Raw genomic sequence first — 15,617 nt, 5'->3', positions numbered from 1 at the left:
GCGCCGACAGGCGGGGCAGAGCGTTTTGGTTACTTTTGCGCTTTTCAAAAGTGACCCGCTGTAAGAGCGGAACCATAAGCCGCCGTTACCTAAATAACGGATATGTACTCAACCCCAATCAAGAATAAGCCACCCGAGCAGCCCCAACCCCAAGCCCCTCCCGAAACGCCAAATAATGCTTCAACACCTGCACCGGCGCCTCAATCTGCGGGTAGTGCCCAATATTCGCCAGCAACACCGTATCCGCGTGCGGCACCAGCTCACGATAACGCTGAACCATATGCCCCCCGGAAATCGGATCAACCTCCCCATCGATCACCCGCAACGGCACCTCCCCCCGCTGCATGGCCGCCACCCAGCGATCCCGCTGCCGCCGACGCTGAGGAATATACGCAATCAACTTGTGCAAAATCCGCGGCCCATCCTGGCTCTCGATCAAGCTCCAGAAATCATCCAGCGCACTCTCACTGGGCCGAGTCGCCGGCCCGAAAATCTGCCCAAAACTGTTAGCCAGGGCATTACGCCCAAACGCCCGCCCGATCATCCAACCCAATGGGCTCAGCAACAGCTTCTGCACCAACGCCGGACGATGCGTCTCCGGAAACAACCCACCGTTGAGAAACACACAACTGCCCATCCGAAACCGGCCTTCGTAATGCCGCGCCAACAACTCCTGCGCAACACTGTCACCGTAATCATGGGCCAGCACATGCACCGGCTGCTGCACCCAAAGATGCTCCAGCAACGCCTGTTGCAAGTCCGCCTGCTCCAGCAGGCAATAGGTGTGGTCCAGCGGCTTGGCCGAATCGCCAAACCCCAGCATGTCGCAGGCAATCACTTGATAGCGCTGGGCCAACGGCTGCCAGAGGTAATGCCAATCCCAACTGGCCGTGGGAAAACCATGGATCAGCAGCAACGGCTCGCCCTGCCCCGCCACCCAGTACCGAATGGTGCGGCCGCGAAACTCAAAGCTCTGGGCACGCTGGCGCCAGATGCGCAGCGGGATCTCGGCGAGTGGCATCAGCTTTTATACCCGGTGTCGAGTGCATCGAGTTTGCGCAGCAACGCCGGCCACGCCAGCGCGCCGCCCATGCCCTGAGCGCTTTTGGTGACCCCAGCGATCATCGCCCGGGCACCGGCCAATATCTGCGGCGCAATGCTGATCAGTTCAGCGCCACCGTTCTGCGCCATCACCTGGATATCGCAGGTGCGCTGGAAGATGAACATCATCAGGAACGTATCGGCGATGCTCCCACCACAAGTCAGCAAACCGTGGTTGTGCAGCATCAGGAAATTGTTTTCGCCAAGGTCGGCCTGCAAGCGGGCCTTTTCCTCGTGGTTCAGCGCGACACCTTCGTAGGCGTGATAGGCCAGGCTGGACAGCACGAACAACGATTGCTGGCTGATGGGCAGCACGCCCTGTTTCTGCGCGGAGACGGCAATGCCGGAAGCGGTGTGGGTGTGCAGCACGCAGACCACATCGTGCCGTACTTCGTGCACCGCACTGTGGATGGTGTAGCCCGCCGGGTTGACCTCGTAGGGACTGTCCATCAGTTTGTTGCCGGCCTGATCGACCTTCACCAGGCTCGACGCGGTGATCTCGTGGAACATCAGCCCATAAGGGTTGATCAGGAAGTCTTCGGTGCCCGGCACCTTGGCCGAGATGTGGGTGAAAATCAGGTCGTCCCAACCATGCATCGCCACCAGGCGATAGCACGCGGCGAGGTCGACGCGGGCCTGCCATTCGGCCGCGCTGACCTGGTCTTTTACGCTGTGTGTCGATTGAACAGTGGCTAGGCTCACGGCAATGACCTCCTTGGCGCGCTTATTATTGTTTTTTTGAGTGAAGAGGCAGTCTAGTCAGACCTCGAGGCCGCCGTAGTTGCATTGGCAGCCAGCTTGATGACCGAACGGGTCAGTCCTGAGGATAGTTCGATTTTGTTCTGCGCGTGTCAGAGAAGCGACGCCAATAAAGGCGCGGCGAACAGGTTGAGCAAGCCGGTCAGCACCATTACCAGGCCCGCCACGGAGCCTTCCTCACCGCCCACCTCATGAGCCCGGCTGACACCCGCGCCATGAGCGCCCACGCCAAACAATGCGCCACGGGCCAATGGCGTGCGCAACGGTAACCACTTGAGCAGTACGCCGCCGAGCATGGCGCCAAACACCCCGGTGAACATCACGAACACCGCCGTCAGTTCCGGCACGCCGCCCAGGTCGGAAGACACCGGCATCGCGAACGGGGTGGTGATCGAACGGGGCACCAACGACATCGTCACCGAGCTGTCGAGAGCGAGGGCCTTGGCCAGGCCATACGAAGTGGCGATGGACGCCGCGCTGCCCGCGACCATCCCCAGCAATAACGCTGACCAGTGGCGCATCAGCAATTGGCGCTGTTGCCAGATCGGAATCGCGAACGCCACGGTCACCGGGCCCAGCACCAGCATCAGCCAGTGGGTGTCGGTGGCGTATTCGGCATAGGCGGTTTTCATCGGCACGGCCACCGCCAGCAGCAGCGCCGGCACCAGGATCAGCGGCGACAGCAGGTAGCGCCCGGTGCGCCGGTAGATCCAGCGGCTGAAGCCGTAGGCACCGAGGGTCAGCGCCAGCCAGAACATCGGCATCAGCTCAAGCTTCATGGCGCAGCTTCCAGCGGCAGACGAATTCCACGGTAAACGCAGTCACCAGCATCACCGACAAGGTGCTGAAGCCGATCACCAACATGATCCGCCAGCCGTCGTGCTTTACCAGGCCACCGTAGTCCAAAAGGCTCATCAAGGCAGGAATAAAGAACAGCAGCATCTCGGCCATCAGTACACCGGCGCCCAGTTGCAGAGCCGCCGGTTTTACCAGGCCGGTGGCGAAGGTCAGCAACAACAGGCCCAGGCCGACCACACCACCGGGAATAGGCCAGCTCAGCCAGGCGGCCAATTGGCAGCCCAGAAAATATATGGCCAGCAGCACAATCAGTTCAGTCAACAACCGACCGACGACTTTGAAGGTGAAACGTTTCATGAGCTTTGGGTCCTCGCAGGGCTCCCATTTTAAAGAGGCCCCTGGCATCCCCACAGCGAATTGTTAGACTGCAAGCTATTCCAAACTGGAATCATGTCGATGGAATTTAAACAACTGCGCAGTTTTGTCGAAGTGATCCACCGCGGCGGCTTTACCCAGGCCGGCAAAACCCTGCACATCAGCCAATCCGCCGTCAGCAAGCAGGTGGCACAACTGGAGCAAAGCCTGGGCACGCCGCTGCTGGATCGCCTGGGTTCGCAGATTCGCCTGACGGCTGCCGGACAAGTGGTGCTGCAGCGGGCGGAGGCCATGCTGCGCCAGCAAACCGAATTGCTCAGTGAGCTGGATGACTTGAATCAGTTGACCCGTGGCGAGTTGCGCATGGGCCTGCCGCAGTTGGGCGGCGACACGTTGTTCGCCGGGCTGTTTGCCGAATACCGCCGCCGTTATCCGAACGTCACCATCCAGTTGCTGGAAGGCGGCAGCCGCAATATCGAGCAGGCGATCTTGAGCGGAGAGCTGGAAGTGGGCGGCAGCCTGATGCCCAGCGACCCGGCATTCGCCTGGCAGGCATTCTGCGATGAACCGCTGGATGCCCTGCTGCCGATGGACCATCCATTGGCCGATAACGCGCAGATCCGCCTGGAGGAGTTGGCTGACACGCCGTTCCTGATGTATCAGCGCAGTTTTGTGTTGAACGACCGCCTGCTACAGGCCTGTCAGCAATTGGGCTTCACCCCGAAGGAAAGCGGGCGCAGTGGCCAGGCGGATTTTCTCGCCGCATTGGTGGCCGCCGGCCAAGGCGTGGTGCTGCTGCCCAGCGTAGTAGCCCGGGGCCTGATAAGGCCCGGCGTGGTGCGCCTGACGCTCAAGGCGCCGGACTACCTGCGCTGGGACATTGCCTTTATCTGGCGTGAGGGTGCCTACCTGTCGAAAGCCGCCCAGGCCTGGCTGGCGTTATTGCGCGAGTTCCCGGTCAACCGCGCAGTGCAGTGACCAACTCGGCCAGCCACGGCTCGGCGTCGGCTTCCGGGGTCACGCTTTCGCTGGCGTCCAGGCGCAGCATCGGCAGCACTTCGTGCACGCCCAACTCGGCAAACAGCTCGCGCATTTGCTCGCCGCCGCCGCAGAACGTGTCGCCATAGCTGGCGTCGCCCAGGCCGATCACCGCGCCGGGCAAGCCTCGCCAGGCGGCCGGCAGTTGGTCGCGAATGGTCGAGTAAAGCGGCTGCAGGTTGTCGGGCAGTTCGCCCATGCCAGTGGTGGACGTCACGGCCAGGAAGGCTTCCGGAGCAAAGCCCTGTACGTCGGCGAGGGTTGCCCGCGGGTTGTGCCAGGCGTCGAAGCCGGCAGCGTTGAGGATGCTTGCAGCATGACGGGCGACTTCTTCAGCCGTGCCGTACACCGAGCCGGAAAGGATGGCGACTTTCATCAATCTGATCCTGTAGCTGACTAAAAGCCTGGGATATTAACAGCTGGGGCCCATGGACAGGCTGCCGGCATGTCTTAAACTGCAAACTCCAACTACAAGCCATGGACCGCTCAATGATTAACGCCAAGCTGATGCAACTGGTGATCAACGCTTCCAACGACGGCATCGTTATCGCCGAGCGCGAAGGCAAGGACAAGCCACTGATTTATGTGAACCCGGCCTTCGAGCGCATGACTGGCTACACCCTCGACGAAATCCTCTATCAGGACTGCCGCTTCCTGCAATCGGGCGATCGTGACCAGCCGGGGCTGATGGCGATTCGCGAAGCCCTGGAGAGTGGCGGCGCCTGCCGGGAAATCCTGCGCAATTACCGCAAGGACGGCACGCATTTCTGGAACGAGCTGTCGTTATCGACGGTTTATAACCCGGCCGACAAGCAGACCTACTTTGTCGGTGTGCAGAAGGATGTGACCGTTCAGGTCAAGGCCCAGCAGCGTGTCGCGCAACTGGAAGCCCAGTTGGCTGACCTCAAGGCGGAGCTTGCGGCACTCAAGGCGACGAGCGGATCTAACAAAAACTAGAAAACGCGGTCTTTAAAGAGATAATGGCGTTTTAATACCTTTTTCTTGAGCAAGATCAATGCAACGCGACGCGCTTTTGACGCAGGACGAGCTGGATTTTATTCAGACCATGCACCATAACCCGCAACTCAATGTGCGGGACGCGTCGTCGAGCCTGACGGTCAATGGCGGTGCGCAGATTCGAGATCTGCTCACCCGCCTGGCCGCCCATGACCATGTCACCCTCCAGGCCCAATTCGACAACCAGCAAATGACGTTTCCGCTGCAATTGGTGGAAGACGAGTTTCATGCCGTGCATCTGCGGCTGGGTGTACCGAGTATTTTCGAAGACGGGCCGATGATCCGCCCGTGGCGCCTGGCGCTCGAAGAGCCGGTACCCCTGGAAAACATCAAGGGCCAGCCCGGTGCGCTGTGGGTGCATGAGGTGTCATTCAAGGGATTGCTGGTGGAAATTCGCGGGCGGATCAAGGCGCCAAGAACCTTTTCGCTGTGGTTCAGTCCGTCCGGGTACGAGCGCATTTCGGTGCGGGGCACGCTGGAACGGGAAACTGCCCGAGGATTGTTCGCCTACCGCCTGAGCCAGAACGATGTGGATGAGACCGAGCGCCTGCGCCAGTTTATCCTGCAGCAACACCGCCTGTTTCACCCCGAAGTCCACGCCTGAAGTCAGGTATCCAGGTTACCGCGCAGAAACTGCTGCAAGCGGCGCTGCATCAATCGCCCTTCGTTACCCAGGCAGCCAACGGATGAACCCGCCAGTTGTTCCTGCGCCAACTCCGCCGCATCGCCGGCCAGCAACAGCGGGCAATCCAGGGTCAGGGCCAGCCGTTCAAGGCGCCGAGGCAAGCCATTGGCCGGAGAGTGATTGGAGAACACCACAAGGGCTTGTGGCCTGGTTTTTTCACAGACAAGGGTCAATTCATCCATCGGCTGGCCCACAGCCAGAACCTTGACCGCCAACTCGTCACCGCTCATCAACAGGCCTGCGACCAACAACTCCAGCTCTCGGCACTCCCCCGCAATGGCCGCCAGCAATACCCGTGGCGCCGCTGAGGCACAGCCTATCTGCAGGCGTTTCCAGGTTCGGCTGCGCAGAAATCCATCAAAAAACAGCCATTCACTGGTTTGTCCAAACAACCCCTGATGTCGCAACAGTTGCTGCCAGAGGGGCATCAGGATGTCCTGGAACACCACCGCGACCGGGTAGGCAGCGAAAATCTGGCCATACAACCGGTCCAGTTGCCGGTCGTCGAAGGCACCGACGGCCGTTCGCAACTGCGCCTGCCATTGGGCCCATTCATGCTCTGCACCTGCCGGCGAAGCAGCCGCCGCTTCAACTTGATGATCGTCGCGGGCGAGGATCTTGCCGACCTTGCTCACGGCCACGCCACGCTCGATCCAGTCAAGAATGCGATGAACGGTCTCGATATCGGTGCGCGAATACAGGCGGTGCCCACTTTCGGTGCGAACCGGGTGGATCAGCCCGTAACGCCGTTCCCAGGCACGCAAGGTGACAGGGTTGATGCCTGTCAATCTCGCGACTTCGCGAATCGGAAACAGATCATCGGAATCGGCAGGGTTGCCAAGGGCCATGTCGGTACGTGGAGCAGTCATTACAGACATCAGGGCATCAATATACTGTCAGGAACTTGGATCCCATTTAACGCCCATACAGCTGTCCGATTCAAGGTCTTCGACAAGCCGACCAATGTCGCTGGTGTATTTCTGCAAAACAGGAATAATCCTTGCCTGTTTTTTCAACGTGGCTGCTTACCCCGCAGCTTCGTTCGTGCGCCGCCTACCCGGCCCAGTGCACCTGATCCTTATGGAGATACACAATGTCTACCTCCCCCGTCACCCTGATGGTTGCGCGCCGCGTGGCCAAGGGTCGCTATGAAGAGTTGATGGCCTGGCTGCGCGAAGGCGAGCAATTGGCCACGGACTTCCCCGGTTACCTGGGTTCAGGCGTGCTTGCACCGCCGCCCAACGATGACGAGTTCCAGATTATTTTCCGCTTCGCCGACGAAAAAACCCTGCATGCGTGGGAGTTTTCCGCCTCCCGTGGTGCATGGCTCGGGCGTGGCAGTGAGCTGTTTGCTGCGCCGTCGGAGCATCGCGTACGCGGTATCGACGGCTGGTTTGGCGCCGCCGCCGCACGTCCGCCGCGCTGGAAGCAGGCCGTGGCCATCTGGCTGGCATTTTTCCCGGTGTCGCTGCTGTTCAACTTCGGCCTTGAGCCGCTGCTCAGCGAGTTGGGGTTGTTGAGCCGTGTGCTGGTCAGCACCCTCGCGCTCACGCCATTGATGGTTTACTTCTTTATCCCGTTGTCGACCCACCTGCTGGCCGGCTGGCTGCATCCGGCGCCAGCCCGGGTAAAGGCCACCGAAGCCGCTGCTTGAGTACAAGGGAGGCCGCTCGCTGGTATAGTTTTAGCCTGCCAGCGATTCGAGCCTCCCATGTCTTCAACACCCGCCCCGATCCTGATCACCGGTGCCGGCCAGCGCGTCGGCCTGCATTGCGCCCAGCGCCTGCTGGACGAAGGGCAGCCAGTGATTTTCAGCTACCGCAGCGAACGTCCCGGCGTGCAAGCCTTGCGCGAACGCGGTGCGATCGGTGTGTTTGCCGACTTCTCCAACGAGACCGGTATTCTCGCCTTCATCGACGAACTGAAGACGCACACCCAAAGCCTGCGGGCGATCATTCATAATGCCTCGGCCTGGGTGGCGGAAGCGCCCGGCGACGAGAGCCGCGCCTTTACCGACATGTTCAGCGTGCACATGCTTGCGCCGTACCTGATCAACCTGCATTGTGCTTACCTGCTGCAACGCTCCACGCCTGCGGATATCGTGCACATCAGCGATGACGTGACCCGCAAGGGCAGCCGCCAGCACATTGCCTACTGCGCCACCAAGGCCGGGCTCGACAGCCTGACCTTGTCGTTTGCCGCGCAGCTTGCACCGGATATCAAGGTGAACGGCATTGCCCCGGCAATGGTGATGTTCAACGAGGGCGACGACGCGGCTTACCGCGCCAAGGTCCTGGCCAAGGCGGCACTGGGCATCGAGCCCGGCCCCGAGGTGATTTACCAGAGCGTGCGCTACCTGCTGGATAACCCTTATGTCACCGGTACCACCCTGACCGTCAACGGCGGGCGGCATATCAAGTAAGCCGTTTGCGAGGATGTTGTATGACTTTGTCCCTGCCCCACCACTACCGCGAGATCCTCAAGGGCCTGGGTGAAGACCCCGAGCGCGAGGGTTTGCTCGACACGCCAAAGCGTGCCGCCAAGGCCATGCAGTACCTGTGTCACGGCTACGAGCAGAACCTGGAAGAAATCGTCAACGGTGCGCTGTTTTCCTCCGACAACGACGAGATGGTGATCCTCAAGGACATCGAGCTGTATTCGCTGTGCGAGCATCACCTGCTGCCCTTTATCGGCAAGGCCCATGTGGCCTATATTCCGACCGGCAAGGTGCTCGGCCTGTCGAAGCTGGCGCGTATCGTCGACATGTTCGCCCGTCGCCTGCAGATCCAGGAAAACCTCACGCGGGAAATTGCCGACGCCATCCAGACGGTGACCCAGGCCGCCGGCGTGGCGGTGGTGATCGAAGCCAGGCACATGTGCATGATGATGCGCGGTGTCGAAAAACAGAATTCAACCATGAACACCTCGGTGATGCTCGGCGCCTTCCGCGAGTCGAACACCACGCGCATGGAGTTCCTGCAACTGATTGGACGGAGCAAGTAGCAATGCCACAACTTCAGCCAGGCATGGCGCGCATCCGGGTCAAGGACCTGTGCCTGCGCACGTTTATCGGGATCAACGAGGATGAAATCCTCAACAAGCAGGATGTGTTGATCAACCTGACCATCCTGTATGCCGCCCAGGAAGCCGTGCGCGACAACGACATCGACCACGCGCTGAACTACCGCACCATCACCAAGGCAATCATCGCCCATGTGGAAGGCAATCGCTTTGCCCTGCTGGAGCGCCTGACCCAGGAGATCCTCGACCTGGTGATGAGCAATACATCGGTGCTGTACGCCGAAGTCGAAGTCGACAAACCCCATGCGTTGCGTTTTGCCGAATCGGTGTCGATCACCCTGGCGGCCAGTCGCTAACCCTTACCTTTGCAGTGAGCATCATGAACGATCAACAACGCCTCGAACTCGAAGCCGCCGCCTTCCGCCGGCTGGTGGCCCACCTGGACAGCCGCAAGGATGTGCAGAACATCGACCTGATGAACCTCTCGGGCTTCTGCCGCAACTGCTTGTCCAAGTGGTACAAGGCCGAGGCCGACGAGCGCCAGATCGAGCTGAGCCTCGATGACGCCCGTGAAGTGGTGTACGGCATGCCGTACGCCGAGTGGAAAGCCCAATATCAGCAAGAAGCCAGTGCCGAACAGCAAGCGGCATTCGCCAAAGGAAAACCCCATGACTGACCTGAACACCCTGCGCGCCAGCCTCAACAGTGGCGAACATGTTTTTGCCGATACCCTGGCCTTTGTAGCTGCCGGTTACGACTACCAGCCACAAGCGTTCACCAATGGCAGCGTGGAAAACGCCGCCGGGCAGAACGAAGGTTCGTGCAAGACCCTGGGCCTGGCGCTGCTGGAAGGCTTGAGCGACCAGGAAGCGCTGTTGGCGTTTGGCGAGCATTACCGTTCGGTGCTGGCCACGCCTGAAGGCAGTGACCATGGCAACATTCGTGCGCTGATCGAGCATGGGTTGGCGGGTGTGAAGTTTGCCGCACAGCCACTGACCCGCAAATCCTGAGTCAGACATAGATCAAAATGTGGGAGCGGGCTTGCTCGCGAAAGCAGAGTGTCAGTCAATACATCGGGTGACTGACACACCGCTTTCGCGAGCAAGCCCGCTCCCACATTTGGACTGCGGTGATCATCAAATCCCGTGCATAAAAAAACCGGCCTCGCAGCCGGTTTTTTTGTTTCTACGGTTTAGAACGAAGCGTCCTTCAAACCGTCGAGGTAACGCTCGGCATCCAGTGCCGCCATGCAACCGGCGCCGGCGGAGGTGATCGCCTGGCGGTACACGTGGTCGGCCACGTCACCGGCAGCGAAGATACCTTCGATGTTGGTGGCAGTCGCATTGCCTTCACGGCCGCCCTGCACGATCAGGTAACCGTCTTTGGCATCCAGCACGCCTTCGAACAACGAGGTGTTCGGAGTGTGGCCGATGGCGATGAACACGCCGTCGACTTTCAGCTCGTCGAAGCTGCCGTCGTTGTTCTTCAGGCGAGCACCGGTCACGCCCATGTTGTCGCCCAGGACTTCATCCAGGGTGGCGTTGAGCTTGAGGATGATCTTGCCTTCGGCCACGCGGGCATGCAGCTTGTCGATCAGGATCTTCTCGGCGCGGAAGGTCTCGCGGCGGTGAACCAGGGTCACGGTGCTGGCGATGTTGGCCAGGTACAGCGCTTCTTCCACCGCGGTGTTGCCGCCACCGACCACAGCCACTGGCTTGTTGCGGTAGAAGAAACCGTCGCAGGTTGCGCAGGCGGAAACGCCCTTGCCCATGAACGCTTCTTCCGACGGCAGGCCCAGGTACCGAGCGCTGGCGCCGGTGGCGATGATCAGCGCGTCACAGGTGTACACGCCGCTGTCGCCGGTCAGGCTGTAAGGCTTCTTGGAGAAGTCGACCTTGTTGATGTGATCAAACACGATCTCGGTTTCGAAACGCTCGGCGTGCTCTTTCATGCGCTCCATCAGCACCGGGCCGGTCAGGCCGTGGACGTCGCCCGGCCAGTTGTCGACTTCAGTGGTGGTGGTCAACTGACCGCCCGCTTGCATGCCGGTGATCAGCAACGGCTTGAGGTTGGCCCGGGCAGCGTAGACGGCAGCGCTGTAACCGGCAGGGCCGGAACCGAGAATAATCACTCGCGAATGACGGGTATCAGACATGACTCACTCCTATCGACCGCCCGGACTACAGAACGGCTGGAATAAAAAAGGACCGCGAAGCACTTGGGGAAGGCTTGAACTCGCAGATCCTGAAAATAATGGGTGCAGCGTATAGAGGGAGGCAAGATTAAGGAAATACGGATTAACAATCCAGCTCATAGGTGGTCTCTATCCCATGCCTTCTATTAATCGACACCTTTGTTACCGTTAATGTCGCGATGCGGGCCGTGCTTTCCCGGTACTCCCAAAGCCGGTAAGGTCGGCGCGTTCGCCCCTATTGCCCGGAGTTATCCATGCCCGCCCCCGTTCTTTCAGGCCCACAGTACCTGCGCGAAGGTCTCAAACTGGTACTCAGCCCCGGCCTGCGGCTGTTTGTGCTGCTGCCGCTGGCAATCAACCTGATCCTGTTCGTCGGATTGATCTACTTCGCCGGCCATCAGTTCAGCCTGTGGGTCGACACACTCATGCCGACGCTGCCGAGCTGGCTGAGCTTCCTCAATTATCTGCTGTGGCCTTTATTTGTGGTGCTGGTGGTGCTGATGGTGTTTTTCACCTTCACCATGCTTGCCAACATTATCGCCGCGCCGTTCAACGGCTTTCTGTCGGAAAAGGTCGAAGTGGTGGTGCGCGGCACCGATGATTTCCCGGCGTTCAGCTGGGGCGAACTGGCGGCCATGGTCCCGCGCACCCTGGCCCGGGAAATGCGCAAACTGGGTTACTTCCTGCCCCGGGCCATCGGCCTGTTTATCCTGTCGTTCATCCCAGTGGTCAACCTGGTGGCGGCGCCGCTGTGGCTGCTGTTTGGTGTGTGGATGATGGCGATCCAGTACATCGACTACCCGGCCGACAACCACAAGCTGGGCTGGAACGAAATGCTCGCCTGGCTGCGCCAGAAGCGCTGGCAGAGCATGAGTTTTGGCGGGATCGTTTACCTGGTGTTGCTGGTGCCGGTGGTCAACCTGCTGATGATGCCGGCAGCGGTGGCCGGGGCGACGTTGTTCTGGGTGCGTGAGCAAGGCGCCGAGGCCATGGCCATTAAAAAGGCCTGAGCCGTCACAAATCCATCATCCAAAAGACACAATGACGACATGGCCCACGCCGACACTGTGGGTCATGACGACAGCTTCGCTCCACATCACCCTGATCACCGAAACCTTCCCGCCAGAGATCAACGGGGTGGCCAATACCCTTGGCCGCCTGTGTGACGGTTTGCGCGCGCGTGGGCATCAAGTCGAACTGGTTCGCCCGCGCCAGGGCAGCGACCAGAGCCGGCCCAGCGACGACGGCCTGATGCTCTGTCGCGGCTGGCCGCTGCCGGGCTACCCGGGGCTGCAATGGGGCCAGTCGTCGATGCACAAGCTGTTGCGGCGCTGGACCCGCCAGCGCCCGGATGTGTTGTATATCGCCACGGAAGGCCCGCTGGGTTTGTCGGCGTTGCGGGCGGCGCGGCGCCTGGGGATCAGCGTGGTGAGTGGCTTTCACACCAACTTCCAGCAGTATTCCAACCAGTACGGCCTGGGCATGCTGAGCCGGGTGCTGACCCACTATCTGCGCTGGTTCCATAACCGCTCGACCCTGACCCTGGTGCCCAGCGCCAGCCAGCGCCTGGAGCTGGAGCGGCGCCATTTCGAGCGCCTGGGCATGCTCGCGCGCGGTGTCGACAGCCAGCTGTTTCACCCGGCAAAACGCGACCCAGCCCTGCGCGAGCAGTGGGGGCTGAGCGATGAAGACATCGCCGTGCTGCACGTCGGACGCCTGGCCCAGGAAAAAAATCTCGGGCTGCTCAAGCGCTGCTTCGACTCGCTGCAAACCACTTACCCACAGCGCCGGTTGAAACTGATCATTGTCGGCGATGGCCCCCAACGGACAATGCTTGAGAAATCGCTGCCTCAGGCAATTTTTTGCGGTACCCGACGCGATGAGGAGCTGGCTCGGCACTACGCCTCAGGGGATCTGTTTCTGTTCCCCAGCCTGACCGAAACCTTTGGCAATGTAGTGTTAGAGGCCATGGCCGCAGGGCTGGGGGTGGTGGCTTACGACCAGGCAGCTGCAACCCAGCATATTCGCCATGGTTACAACGGTGTGCTGGCGATGCCTGGGGACGAGGAGGCATTTTGTGATGCCGCCAACTGGTTGTTGGAGGAGCGTGAAAGTTTGCGCAGGGTCAGGCTCAATGCCCGACAACACGCCAGTCGCCAGGGCTGGCCGGCAATTATTGAGCAGTTTGAAAGCAAGTTACTGGATGTATGCAGGGGCATATCGAGTGTGTACAAAGTCAGCAGCAACACTATGAATGTCTAGTATTCGATGTAGATATTTTTGATCTGCCCAAGCGAACACCCTTGAATGACCAGTAGACAAGCCAACTCAGTGCTGCGTGAGGGGGAATGTTGCGAGTTGCAGTTGGGAACTAGTGCGCAGGTGAACGCCACAACATCAGTGGCGGTTGTTCAGGGTCATAGGAAGAACCAGCCATAAAGCCCAAATACTCTTAGATAAAATATGTGGAGTTCTCCCATGTCGATGCCACTCAACAGCATCCAGCCTTCGTCGTTCAGTCTGCCTCCTGCGCCTTCGGGCTTAGAGAACGGGGGTATTCGCGGCAAGCGGCCTGACGATCAACAAGCAGGCCTCCTTGCATTGCAGCAGCAGCAGAAGCAGGAAAAAAACCAGCTGAAGTTTTAATACAACTCAAGGCAACTTGGCAAAAATGCCTGGAAACTGGTTCCAGGCATTTTTTGCAGCCACGCAGTTAAACGTGTGCGCGTCAAACGAGGGTCGTCAACGCCTCACGACTGAAAGGCAGGATGTCGCCTTCACGGCCTTCGCGAACCTTCAGCGCCCAATCCGGATCCACCAGCAGCGCACGGCCCACAGCGACCAGGTCGAACTCGTCGTTGTTCAGGCGCTCCAGCAGTTTTTCCAGGCTGGCGGGTTGCGCCACTTTATCGGTGTTGACCATGAACTGCAGGAACTCGCCGTCCAGGCCGACGCTGCCCACGGTGATGGTCGGCTTGCCGGTGAGCTTGCGGGTCCAGCCGGCCAGGTTCAGCTCGGGGCCTTCGAATTCCGGCTCCCAGAAACGGCGGGTGGAGCAGTGGAAAATATCCACGCCGGCGTCAGACAGCGGCTTGAGGAATTCACCCAAGGCTTCCGGGGTTTGCACCAGGCGCGCGGTGTAGTCCTGCTGCTTCCACTGGGAGAAACGCAGGATGATCGGGAAGTCCGGCCCCACGGCGGCACGGACGGCCTGGATCAATTCGATGGCGAAACGCGAACGGTTGGCCAGGCTGCCGCCGTATTCGTCGGTGCGCTGGTTGGTGCCTTCCCAGAAGAACTGGTCCACCAGGTAGCCATGGGCGCCGTGGATTTCAACGCCGTCCATGCCGATGCTCTGGGCATCCTTGGCAGCCTGGGCGAACGCGGCGATCACGTCCTTGATGTCTTGCACGGTCATGCCGTGGACGACGACATTGCCGTCCTTGAGTTTTTCGGTGGGGCCGTAAGCCGGGACGCTGGCATCCGGCTCGGTGCCGATGCGCCGAACACTGCCCACATGCCACAGTTGCGGAACGATCTTGCCGCCTTCGGCGTGTACCGCGTCGACCACTTTCTTCCAGCCGGCCAGGGCGGCTTCACCATAGAAATGCGGGACGTTCGGGTAGCCGTTGGAAGCCGGGTGGCCGACCACGGTGCCTTCGGTAATGATCAGGCCGACACCGGCGGCGGCGCGGCGGCGGTAGTACTCGATCACTTTGGAGTTGGGCACGCCACCCGGAGAAAAGGAACGGGTCATCGGCGCCATGACCACGCGGCTCGGCAGTTGCAGTGCACCGAGCTGGAACGGTTTGAACAAAGCTTGGACAGGCATGGGAGCACTCCATCGGAAAGGAATTTATGATGTGGATAATATGGAGTGTGCAGCGTGTTGGATAGCACTATTGATTGGGGTGATTAAGGGGTAAAAGCGGGAGGGCATGGGGCTGCTTCGCAGCCCAGCGGGAGCAAGCTCCCTCGCCACAGCAAGCTCCCTTGCCATAGGAAACTCCCTGCCACAGGAAGCTCCCTTGCCACAGAAACTCACTCGAGAATGCTGAAAAGTATCAGTTCAATGCTTTTTCGATCGCCTGAATAATGGAGGGGTCATCCGGCGGTGTACGCGGCGAGAAACGCGCCAGCACCCGGCCGTCCTTGCCCAACAGGAATTTCTCGAAGTTCCAGGTGATGTCCCCGGGAAATTCGGCGCCCTCGCCCGCCAGCAATCGATACAGCTGGTGGCGATCGTGGCCATTCACCTCAAGCTTGCTGCCCAGGGGAAAGGTCACGCCGTAGTTGAGGCTGCAGAATTCCTGGATTTCTTCTTCAGTACCCGGTTCCTGCCCGGCAAATTGATTGCACGGCAGCCCGAGTACGGTGAAACCCTGGTCTTTGTATTGCTGATAGAGGTTTTCCAGCGCGGCGTACTGTGGGGTCAACCCACATTTGGAGGCGACGTTGACCACCAGCACGACTTGCCCCTTGAAGGGCGCCAGAGGCAGCTCCTGACCATCCAGGGCTTTGAGTTTAAGGTCGTGGAAAGCACTCATGACGAACTCCAGATATCCCATGTTCTTCGTAACGGCCATTCGAGATTACAGCCGCCAAGTCGGCAAGAATAGCCGCCAAATG

General features: G+C 60.0%; 21 protein-coding genes. 12 read left to right on the top strand and 9 right to left on the bottom strand.

What is annotated here, in order from left to right; translation table 11 throughout:
• Nucleotides 1–118: 118 nt before the first annotated feature.
• From C0058_RS04910 to C0058_RS04895, 4 genes are all read right to left on the bottom strand, one after another.
• The gene (locus C0058_RS04910; RefSeq protein ID WP_102368142.1) at nt 119–1,021 is read right to left on the bottom strand and encodes an alpha/beta fold hydrolase; all 903 of its coding nucleotides are present in this window, start codon (nt 1,019–1,021) and stop codon (nt 119–121) included.
• Entirely contained in the window at nt 1,021–1,803 is a 783-nt protein-coding gene (locus tag C0058_RS04905) for a class II aldolase/adducin family protein (protein ID WP_102368141.1), read from the bottom strand. Before C0058_RS04905 ends, C0058_RS04910 begins: the two co-directional genes overlap by 1 nt.
• Nucleotides 1,804–1,952: 149 nt before the next feature.
• Entirely contained in the window at nt 1,953–2,639 is a 687-nt protein-coding gene (locus C0058_RS04900; RefSeq protein WP_102368140.1) for an LrgB family protein, read from the bottom strand.
• Complete coding sequence (locus tag C0058_RS04895) at nt 2,629–3,015, bottom strand: CidA/LrgA family protein (protein WP_087693754.1); 387 nt, start codon at nt 3,013–3,015, stop codon at nt 2,629–2,631. The genes C0058_RS04900 and C0058_RS04895 overlap by 11 nt, the downstream gene beginning before the upstream one ends.
• 99 nt (nt 3,016–3,114) lie before the next feature.
• Here C0058_RS04895 and C0058_RS04890 point away from each other — a divergent pair, with 99 nt between their 5' ends.
• Nucleotides 3,115–4,011, top strand: coding sequence for a LysR family transcriptional regulator (locus C0058_RS04890; RefSeq protein ID WP_003208487.1), 897 nt, complete (start codon nt 3,115–3,117; stop codon nt 4,009–4,011).
• On the opposite strand, the gene C0058_RS04885 is transcribed toward C0058_RS04890, so the two are convergent.
• Nucleotides 3,992–4,447: a flavodoxin gene (locus C0058_RS04885; protein WP_003208486.1), complete on the bottom strand. Its 456-nt coding sequence runs from the start codon at nt 4,445–4,447 to the stop codon at nt 3,992–3,994. The two genes, C0058_RS04890 and C0058_RS04885, sit on opposite strands and share 20 nt — an antisense overlap.
• A 113-nt stretch (nt 4,448–4,560) precedes the next feature.
• Between C0058_RS04885 and C0058_RS04880 the strand changes: the two genes are divergently transcribed.
• Nucleotides 4,561–5,028, top strand: a complete 468-nt coding sequence (locus C0058_RS04880) for a PAS domain-containing protein (protein ID WP_003208484.1) — start codon at nt 4,561–4,563, stop codon at nt 5,026–5,028.
• A 58-nt stretch (nt 5,029–5,086) separates the two neighbouring features.
• Nucleotides 5,087–5,692 carry a hypothetical protein gene (locus C0058_RS04875; protein WP_003208483.1) on the top strand — a complete coding sequence of 202 codons (606 nt, stop codon included), beginning with the start codon at nt 5,087–5,089 and terminating at the stop codon, nt 5,690–5,692.
• Nucleotides 5,693–5,694: 2 nt separating this feature from the next.
• Here the strand turns inward: C0058_RS04875 and C0058_RS04870 are convergent, their stop codons facing one another.
• Nucleotides 5,695–6,651, bottom strand: a complete 957-nt coding sequence (locus C0058_RS04870) for a MerR family transcriptional regulator (protein WP_371857014.1) — start codon at nt 6,649–6,651, stop codon at nt 5,695–5,697.
• Nucleotides 6,652–6,866: 215 nt separating this feature from the next.
• Here C0058_RS04870 and C0058_RS04865 point away from each other — a divergent pair, with 215 nt between their 5' ends.
• From C0058_RS04865 to C0058_RS04840, 6 genes are read left to right on the top strand one after another with little or no spacing between them, the layout of a single operon-like run.
• Nucleotides 6,867–7,427, top strand: a complete 561-nt coding sequence (locus C0058_RS04865; RefSeq protein ID WP_008432309.1) for an antibiotic biosynthesis monooxygenase — start codon at nt 6,867–6,869, stop codon at nt 7,425–7,427.
• A 57-nt stretch (nt 7,428–7,484) separates the two neighbouring features.
• Nucleotides 7,485–8,195, top strand: coding sequence for a dihydromonapterin reductase (gene folM / locus C0058_RS04860; RefSeq protein ID WP_003208477.1), 711 nt, complete (start codon nt 7,485–7,487; stop codon nt 8,193–8,195).
• Between the two features lie 20 nt (nt 8,196–8,215).
• Nucleotides 8,216–8,776, top strand: coding sequence for a GTP cyclohydrolase I FolE (folE, locus tag C0058_RS04855; protein ID WP_003208476.1), 561 nt, complete (start codon nt 8,216–8,218; stop codon nt 8,774–8,776).
• A 2-nt stretch (nt 8,777–8,778) separates the two neighbouring features.
• Nucleotides 8,779–9,150, top strand: coding sequence for a dihydroneopterin triphosphate 2'-epimerase (folX, locus tag C0058_RS04850; protein WP_003208474.1), 372 nt, complete (start codon nt 8,779–8,781; stop codon nt 9,148–9,150).
• 23 nt (nt 9,151–9,173) lie between these two features.
• The gene (locus tag C0058_RS04845) at nt 9,174–9,470 is read left to right on the top strand and encodes a DUF1244 domain-containing protein (RefSeq protein WP_003208473.1); all 297 of its coding nucleotides are present in this window, start codon (nt 9,174–9,176) and stop codon (nt 9,468–9,470) included.
• Nucleotides 9,463–9,804 carry a HopJ type III effector protein gene (locus tag C0058_RS04840; protein WP_008432300.1) on the top strand — a complete coding sequence of 114 codons (342 nt, stop codon included), beginning with the start codon at nt 9,463–9,465 and terminating at the stop codon, nt 9,802–9,804. Before C0058_RS04845 ends, C0058_RS04840 begins: the two co-directional genes overlap by 8 nt.
• A gap of 182 nt (nt 9,805–9,986) precedes the next feature.
• Here the strand turns inward: C0058_RS04840 and trxB are convergent, their stop codons facing one another.
• The gene (gene trxB / locus C0058_RS04830; protein ID WP_003208470.1) at nt 9,987–10,949 is read right to left on the bottom strand and encodes a thioredoxin-disulfide reductase; all 963 of its coding nucleotides are present in this window, start codon (nt 10,947–10,949) and stop codon (nt 9,987–9,989) included.
• Between the two features lie 293 nt (nt 10,950–11,242).
• Between trxB and cysZ the strand changes: the two genes are divergently transcribed.
• The 3 genes from cysZ to C0058_RS32565 all read left to right on the top strand — a co-directional run bounded on the left by cysZ (nt 11,243) and on the right by C0058_RS32565 (nt 13,634).
• Entirely contained in the window at nt 11,243–11,998 is a 756-nt protein-coding gene (cysZ, locus tag C0058_RS04820) for a sulfate transporter CysZ (protein ID WP_003208468.1), read from the top strand.
• A gap of 64 nt (nt 11,999–12,062) precedes the next feature.
• Nucleotides 12,063–13,250, top strand: a complete 1,188-nt coding sequence (locus C0058_RS04815) for a glycosyltransferase family 1 protein (RefSeq protein WP_102368138.1) — start codon at nt 12,063–12,065, stop codon at nt 13,248–13,250.
• A gap of 216 nt (nt 13,251–13,466) precedes the next feature.
• A complete protein-coding gene (locus C0058_RS32565) occupies nt 13,467–13,634 on the top strand; it encodes a hypothetical protein (protein WP_158660274.1) in 168 nt (55 codons plus the stop codon).
• Between the two features lie 82 nt (nt 13,635–13,716).
• Here C0058_RS32565 and C0058_RS04810 read toward each other — a convergent pair whose 3' ends face one another.
• Both C0058_RS04810 and C0058_RS04805 read right to left on the bottom strand, forming a co-directional pair.
• The gene (locus tag C0058_RS04810; protein WP_102368137.1) at nt 13,717–14,820 is read right to left on the bottom strand and encodes an NADH:flavin oxidoreductase; all 1,104 of its coding nucleotides are present in this window, start codon (nt 14,818–14,820) and stop codon (nt 13,717–13,719) included.
• Between the two features lie 232 nt (nt 14,821–15,052).
• Nucleotides 15,053–15,535, bottom strand: a complete 483-nt coding sequence (locus tag C0058_RS04805) for a glutathione peroxidase (RefSeq protein ID WP_102368136.1) — start codon at nt 15,533–15,535, stop codon at nt 15,053–15,055.
• Nucleotides 15,536–15,617: the final 82 nt, after the last annotated feature.

This window comes from Pseudomonas sp. NC02, from assembly GCF_002874965.1.
GTDB lineage: Bacteria > Pseudomonadota > Gammaproteobacteria > Pseudomonadales > Pseudomonadaceae > Aquipseudomonas.
This window is presented reverse-complemented; position numbering and strand designations above follow the sequence as displayed.

Excerpts from the sequence above, each read along its gene's own strand:
- trxB (WP_003208470.1), bottom strand. The coding sequence starts at position 10,949 with ATGTCTGATACCCGTCATTCGCGAGTGATTATTCTCGGTTCCGGCCCT.
- C0058_RS04810 (WP_102368137.1), bottom strand. The coding sequence starts at position 14,820 with ATGCCTGTCCAAGCTTTGTTCAAACCGTTCCAGCTCGGTGCACTGCAA.
- C0058_RS04870 (WP_371857014.1), bottom strand. The coding sequence starts at position 6,651 with ATGTCTGTAATGACTGCTCCACGTACCGACATGGCCCTTGGCAACCCT.
- C0058_RS04900 (WP_102368140.1), bottom strand. The coding sequence starts at position 2,639 with ATGAAGCTTGAGCTGATGCCGATGTTCTGGCTGGCGCTGACCCTCGGT.
- C0058_RS04890 (WP_003208487.1), top strand. The coding sequence starts at position 3,115 with ATGGAATTTAAACAACTGCGCAGTTTTGTCGAAGTGATCCACCGCGGC.
- folM (WP_003208477.1), top strand. The coding sequence starts at position 7,485 with ATGTCTTCAACACCCGCCCCGATCCTGATCACCGGTGCCGGCCAGCGC.
- C0058_RS04840 (WP_008432300.1), top strand. The coding sequence starts at position 9,463 with ATGACTGACCTGAACACCCTGCGCGCCAGCCTCAACAGTGGCGAACAT.
- C0058_RS04885 (WP_003208486.1), bottom strand. The coding sequence starts at position 4,447 with ATGAAAGTCGCCATCCTTTCCGGCTCGGTGTACGGCACGGCTGAAGAA.
- C0058_RS04880 (WP_003208484.1), top strand. The coding sequence starts at position 4,561 with ATGATTAACGCCAAGCTGATGCAACTGGTGATCAACGCTTCCAACGAC.
- C0058_RS04865 (WP_008432309.1), top strand. The coding sequence starts at position 6,867 with ATGTCTACCTCCCCCGTCACCCTGATGGTTGCGCGCCGCGTGGCCAAG.
- C0058_RS04895 (WP_087693754.1), bottom strand. The coding sequence starts at position 3,015 with ATGAAACGTTTCACCTTCAAAGTCGTCGGTCGGTTGTTGACTGAACTG.
- folX (WP_003208474.1), top strand. The coding sequence starts at position 8,779 with ATGCCACAACTTCAGCCAGGCATGGCGCGCATCCGGGTCAAGGACCTG.
- C0058_RS32565 (WP_158660274.1), top strand. The coding sequence starts at position 13,467 with ATGTCGATGCCACTCAACAGCATCCAGCCTTCGTCGTTCAGTCTGCCT.
- folE (WP_003208476.1), top strand. The coding sequence starts at position 8,216 with ATGACTTTGTCCCTGCCCCACCACTACCGCGAGATCCTCAAGGGCCTG.
- C0058_RS04845 (WP_003208473.1), top strand. The coding sequence starts at position 9,174 with ATGAACGATCAACAACGCCTCGAACTCGAAGCCGCCGCCTTCCGCCGG.
- C0058_RS04815 (WP_102368138.1), top strand. The coding sequence starts at position 12,063 with ATGACGACAGCTTCGCTCCACATCACCCTGATCACCGAAACCTTCCCG.
- C0058_RS04910 (WP_102368142.1), bottom strand. The coding sequence starts at position 1,021 with ATGCCACTCGCCGAGATCCCGCTGCGCATCTGGCGCCAGCGTGCCCAG.
- cysZ (WP_003208468.1), top strand. The coding sequence starts at position 11,243 with ATGCCCGCCCCCGTTCTTTCAGGCCCACAGTACCTGCGCGAAGGTCTC.
- C0058_RS04875 (WP_003208483.1), top strand. The coding sequence starts at position 5,087 with ATGCAACGCGACGCGCTTTTGACGCAGGACGAGCTGGATTTTATTCAG.
- C0058_RS04805 (WP_102368136.1), bottom strand. The coding sequence starts at position 15,535 with ATGAGTGCTTTCCACGACCTTAAACTCAAAGCCCTGGATGGTCAGGAG.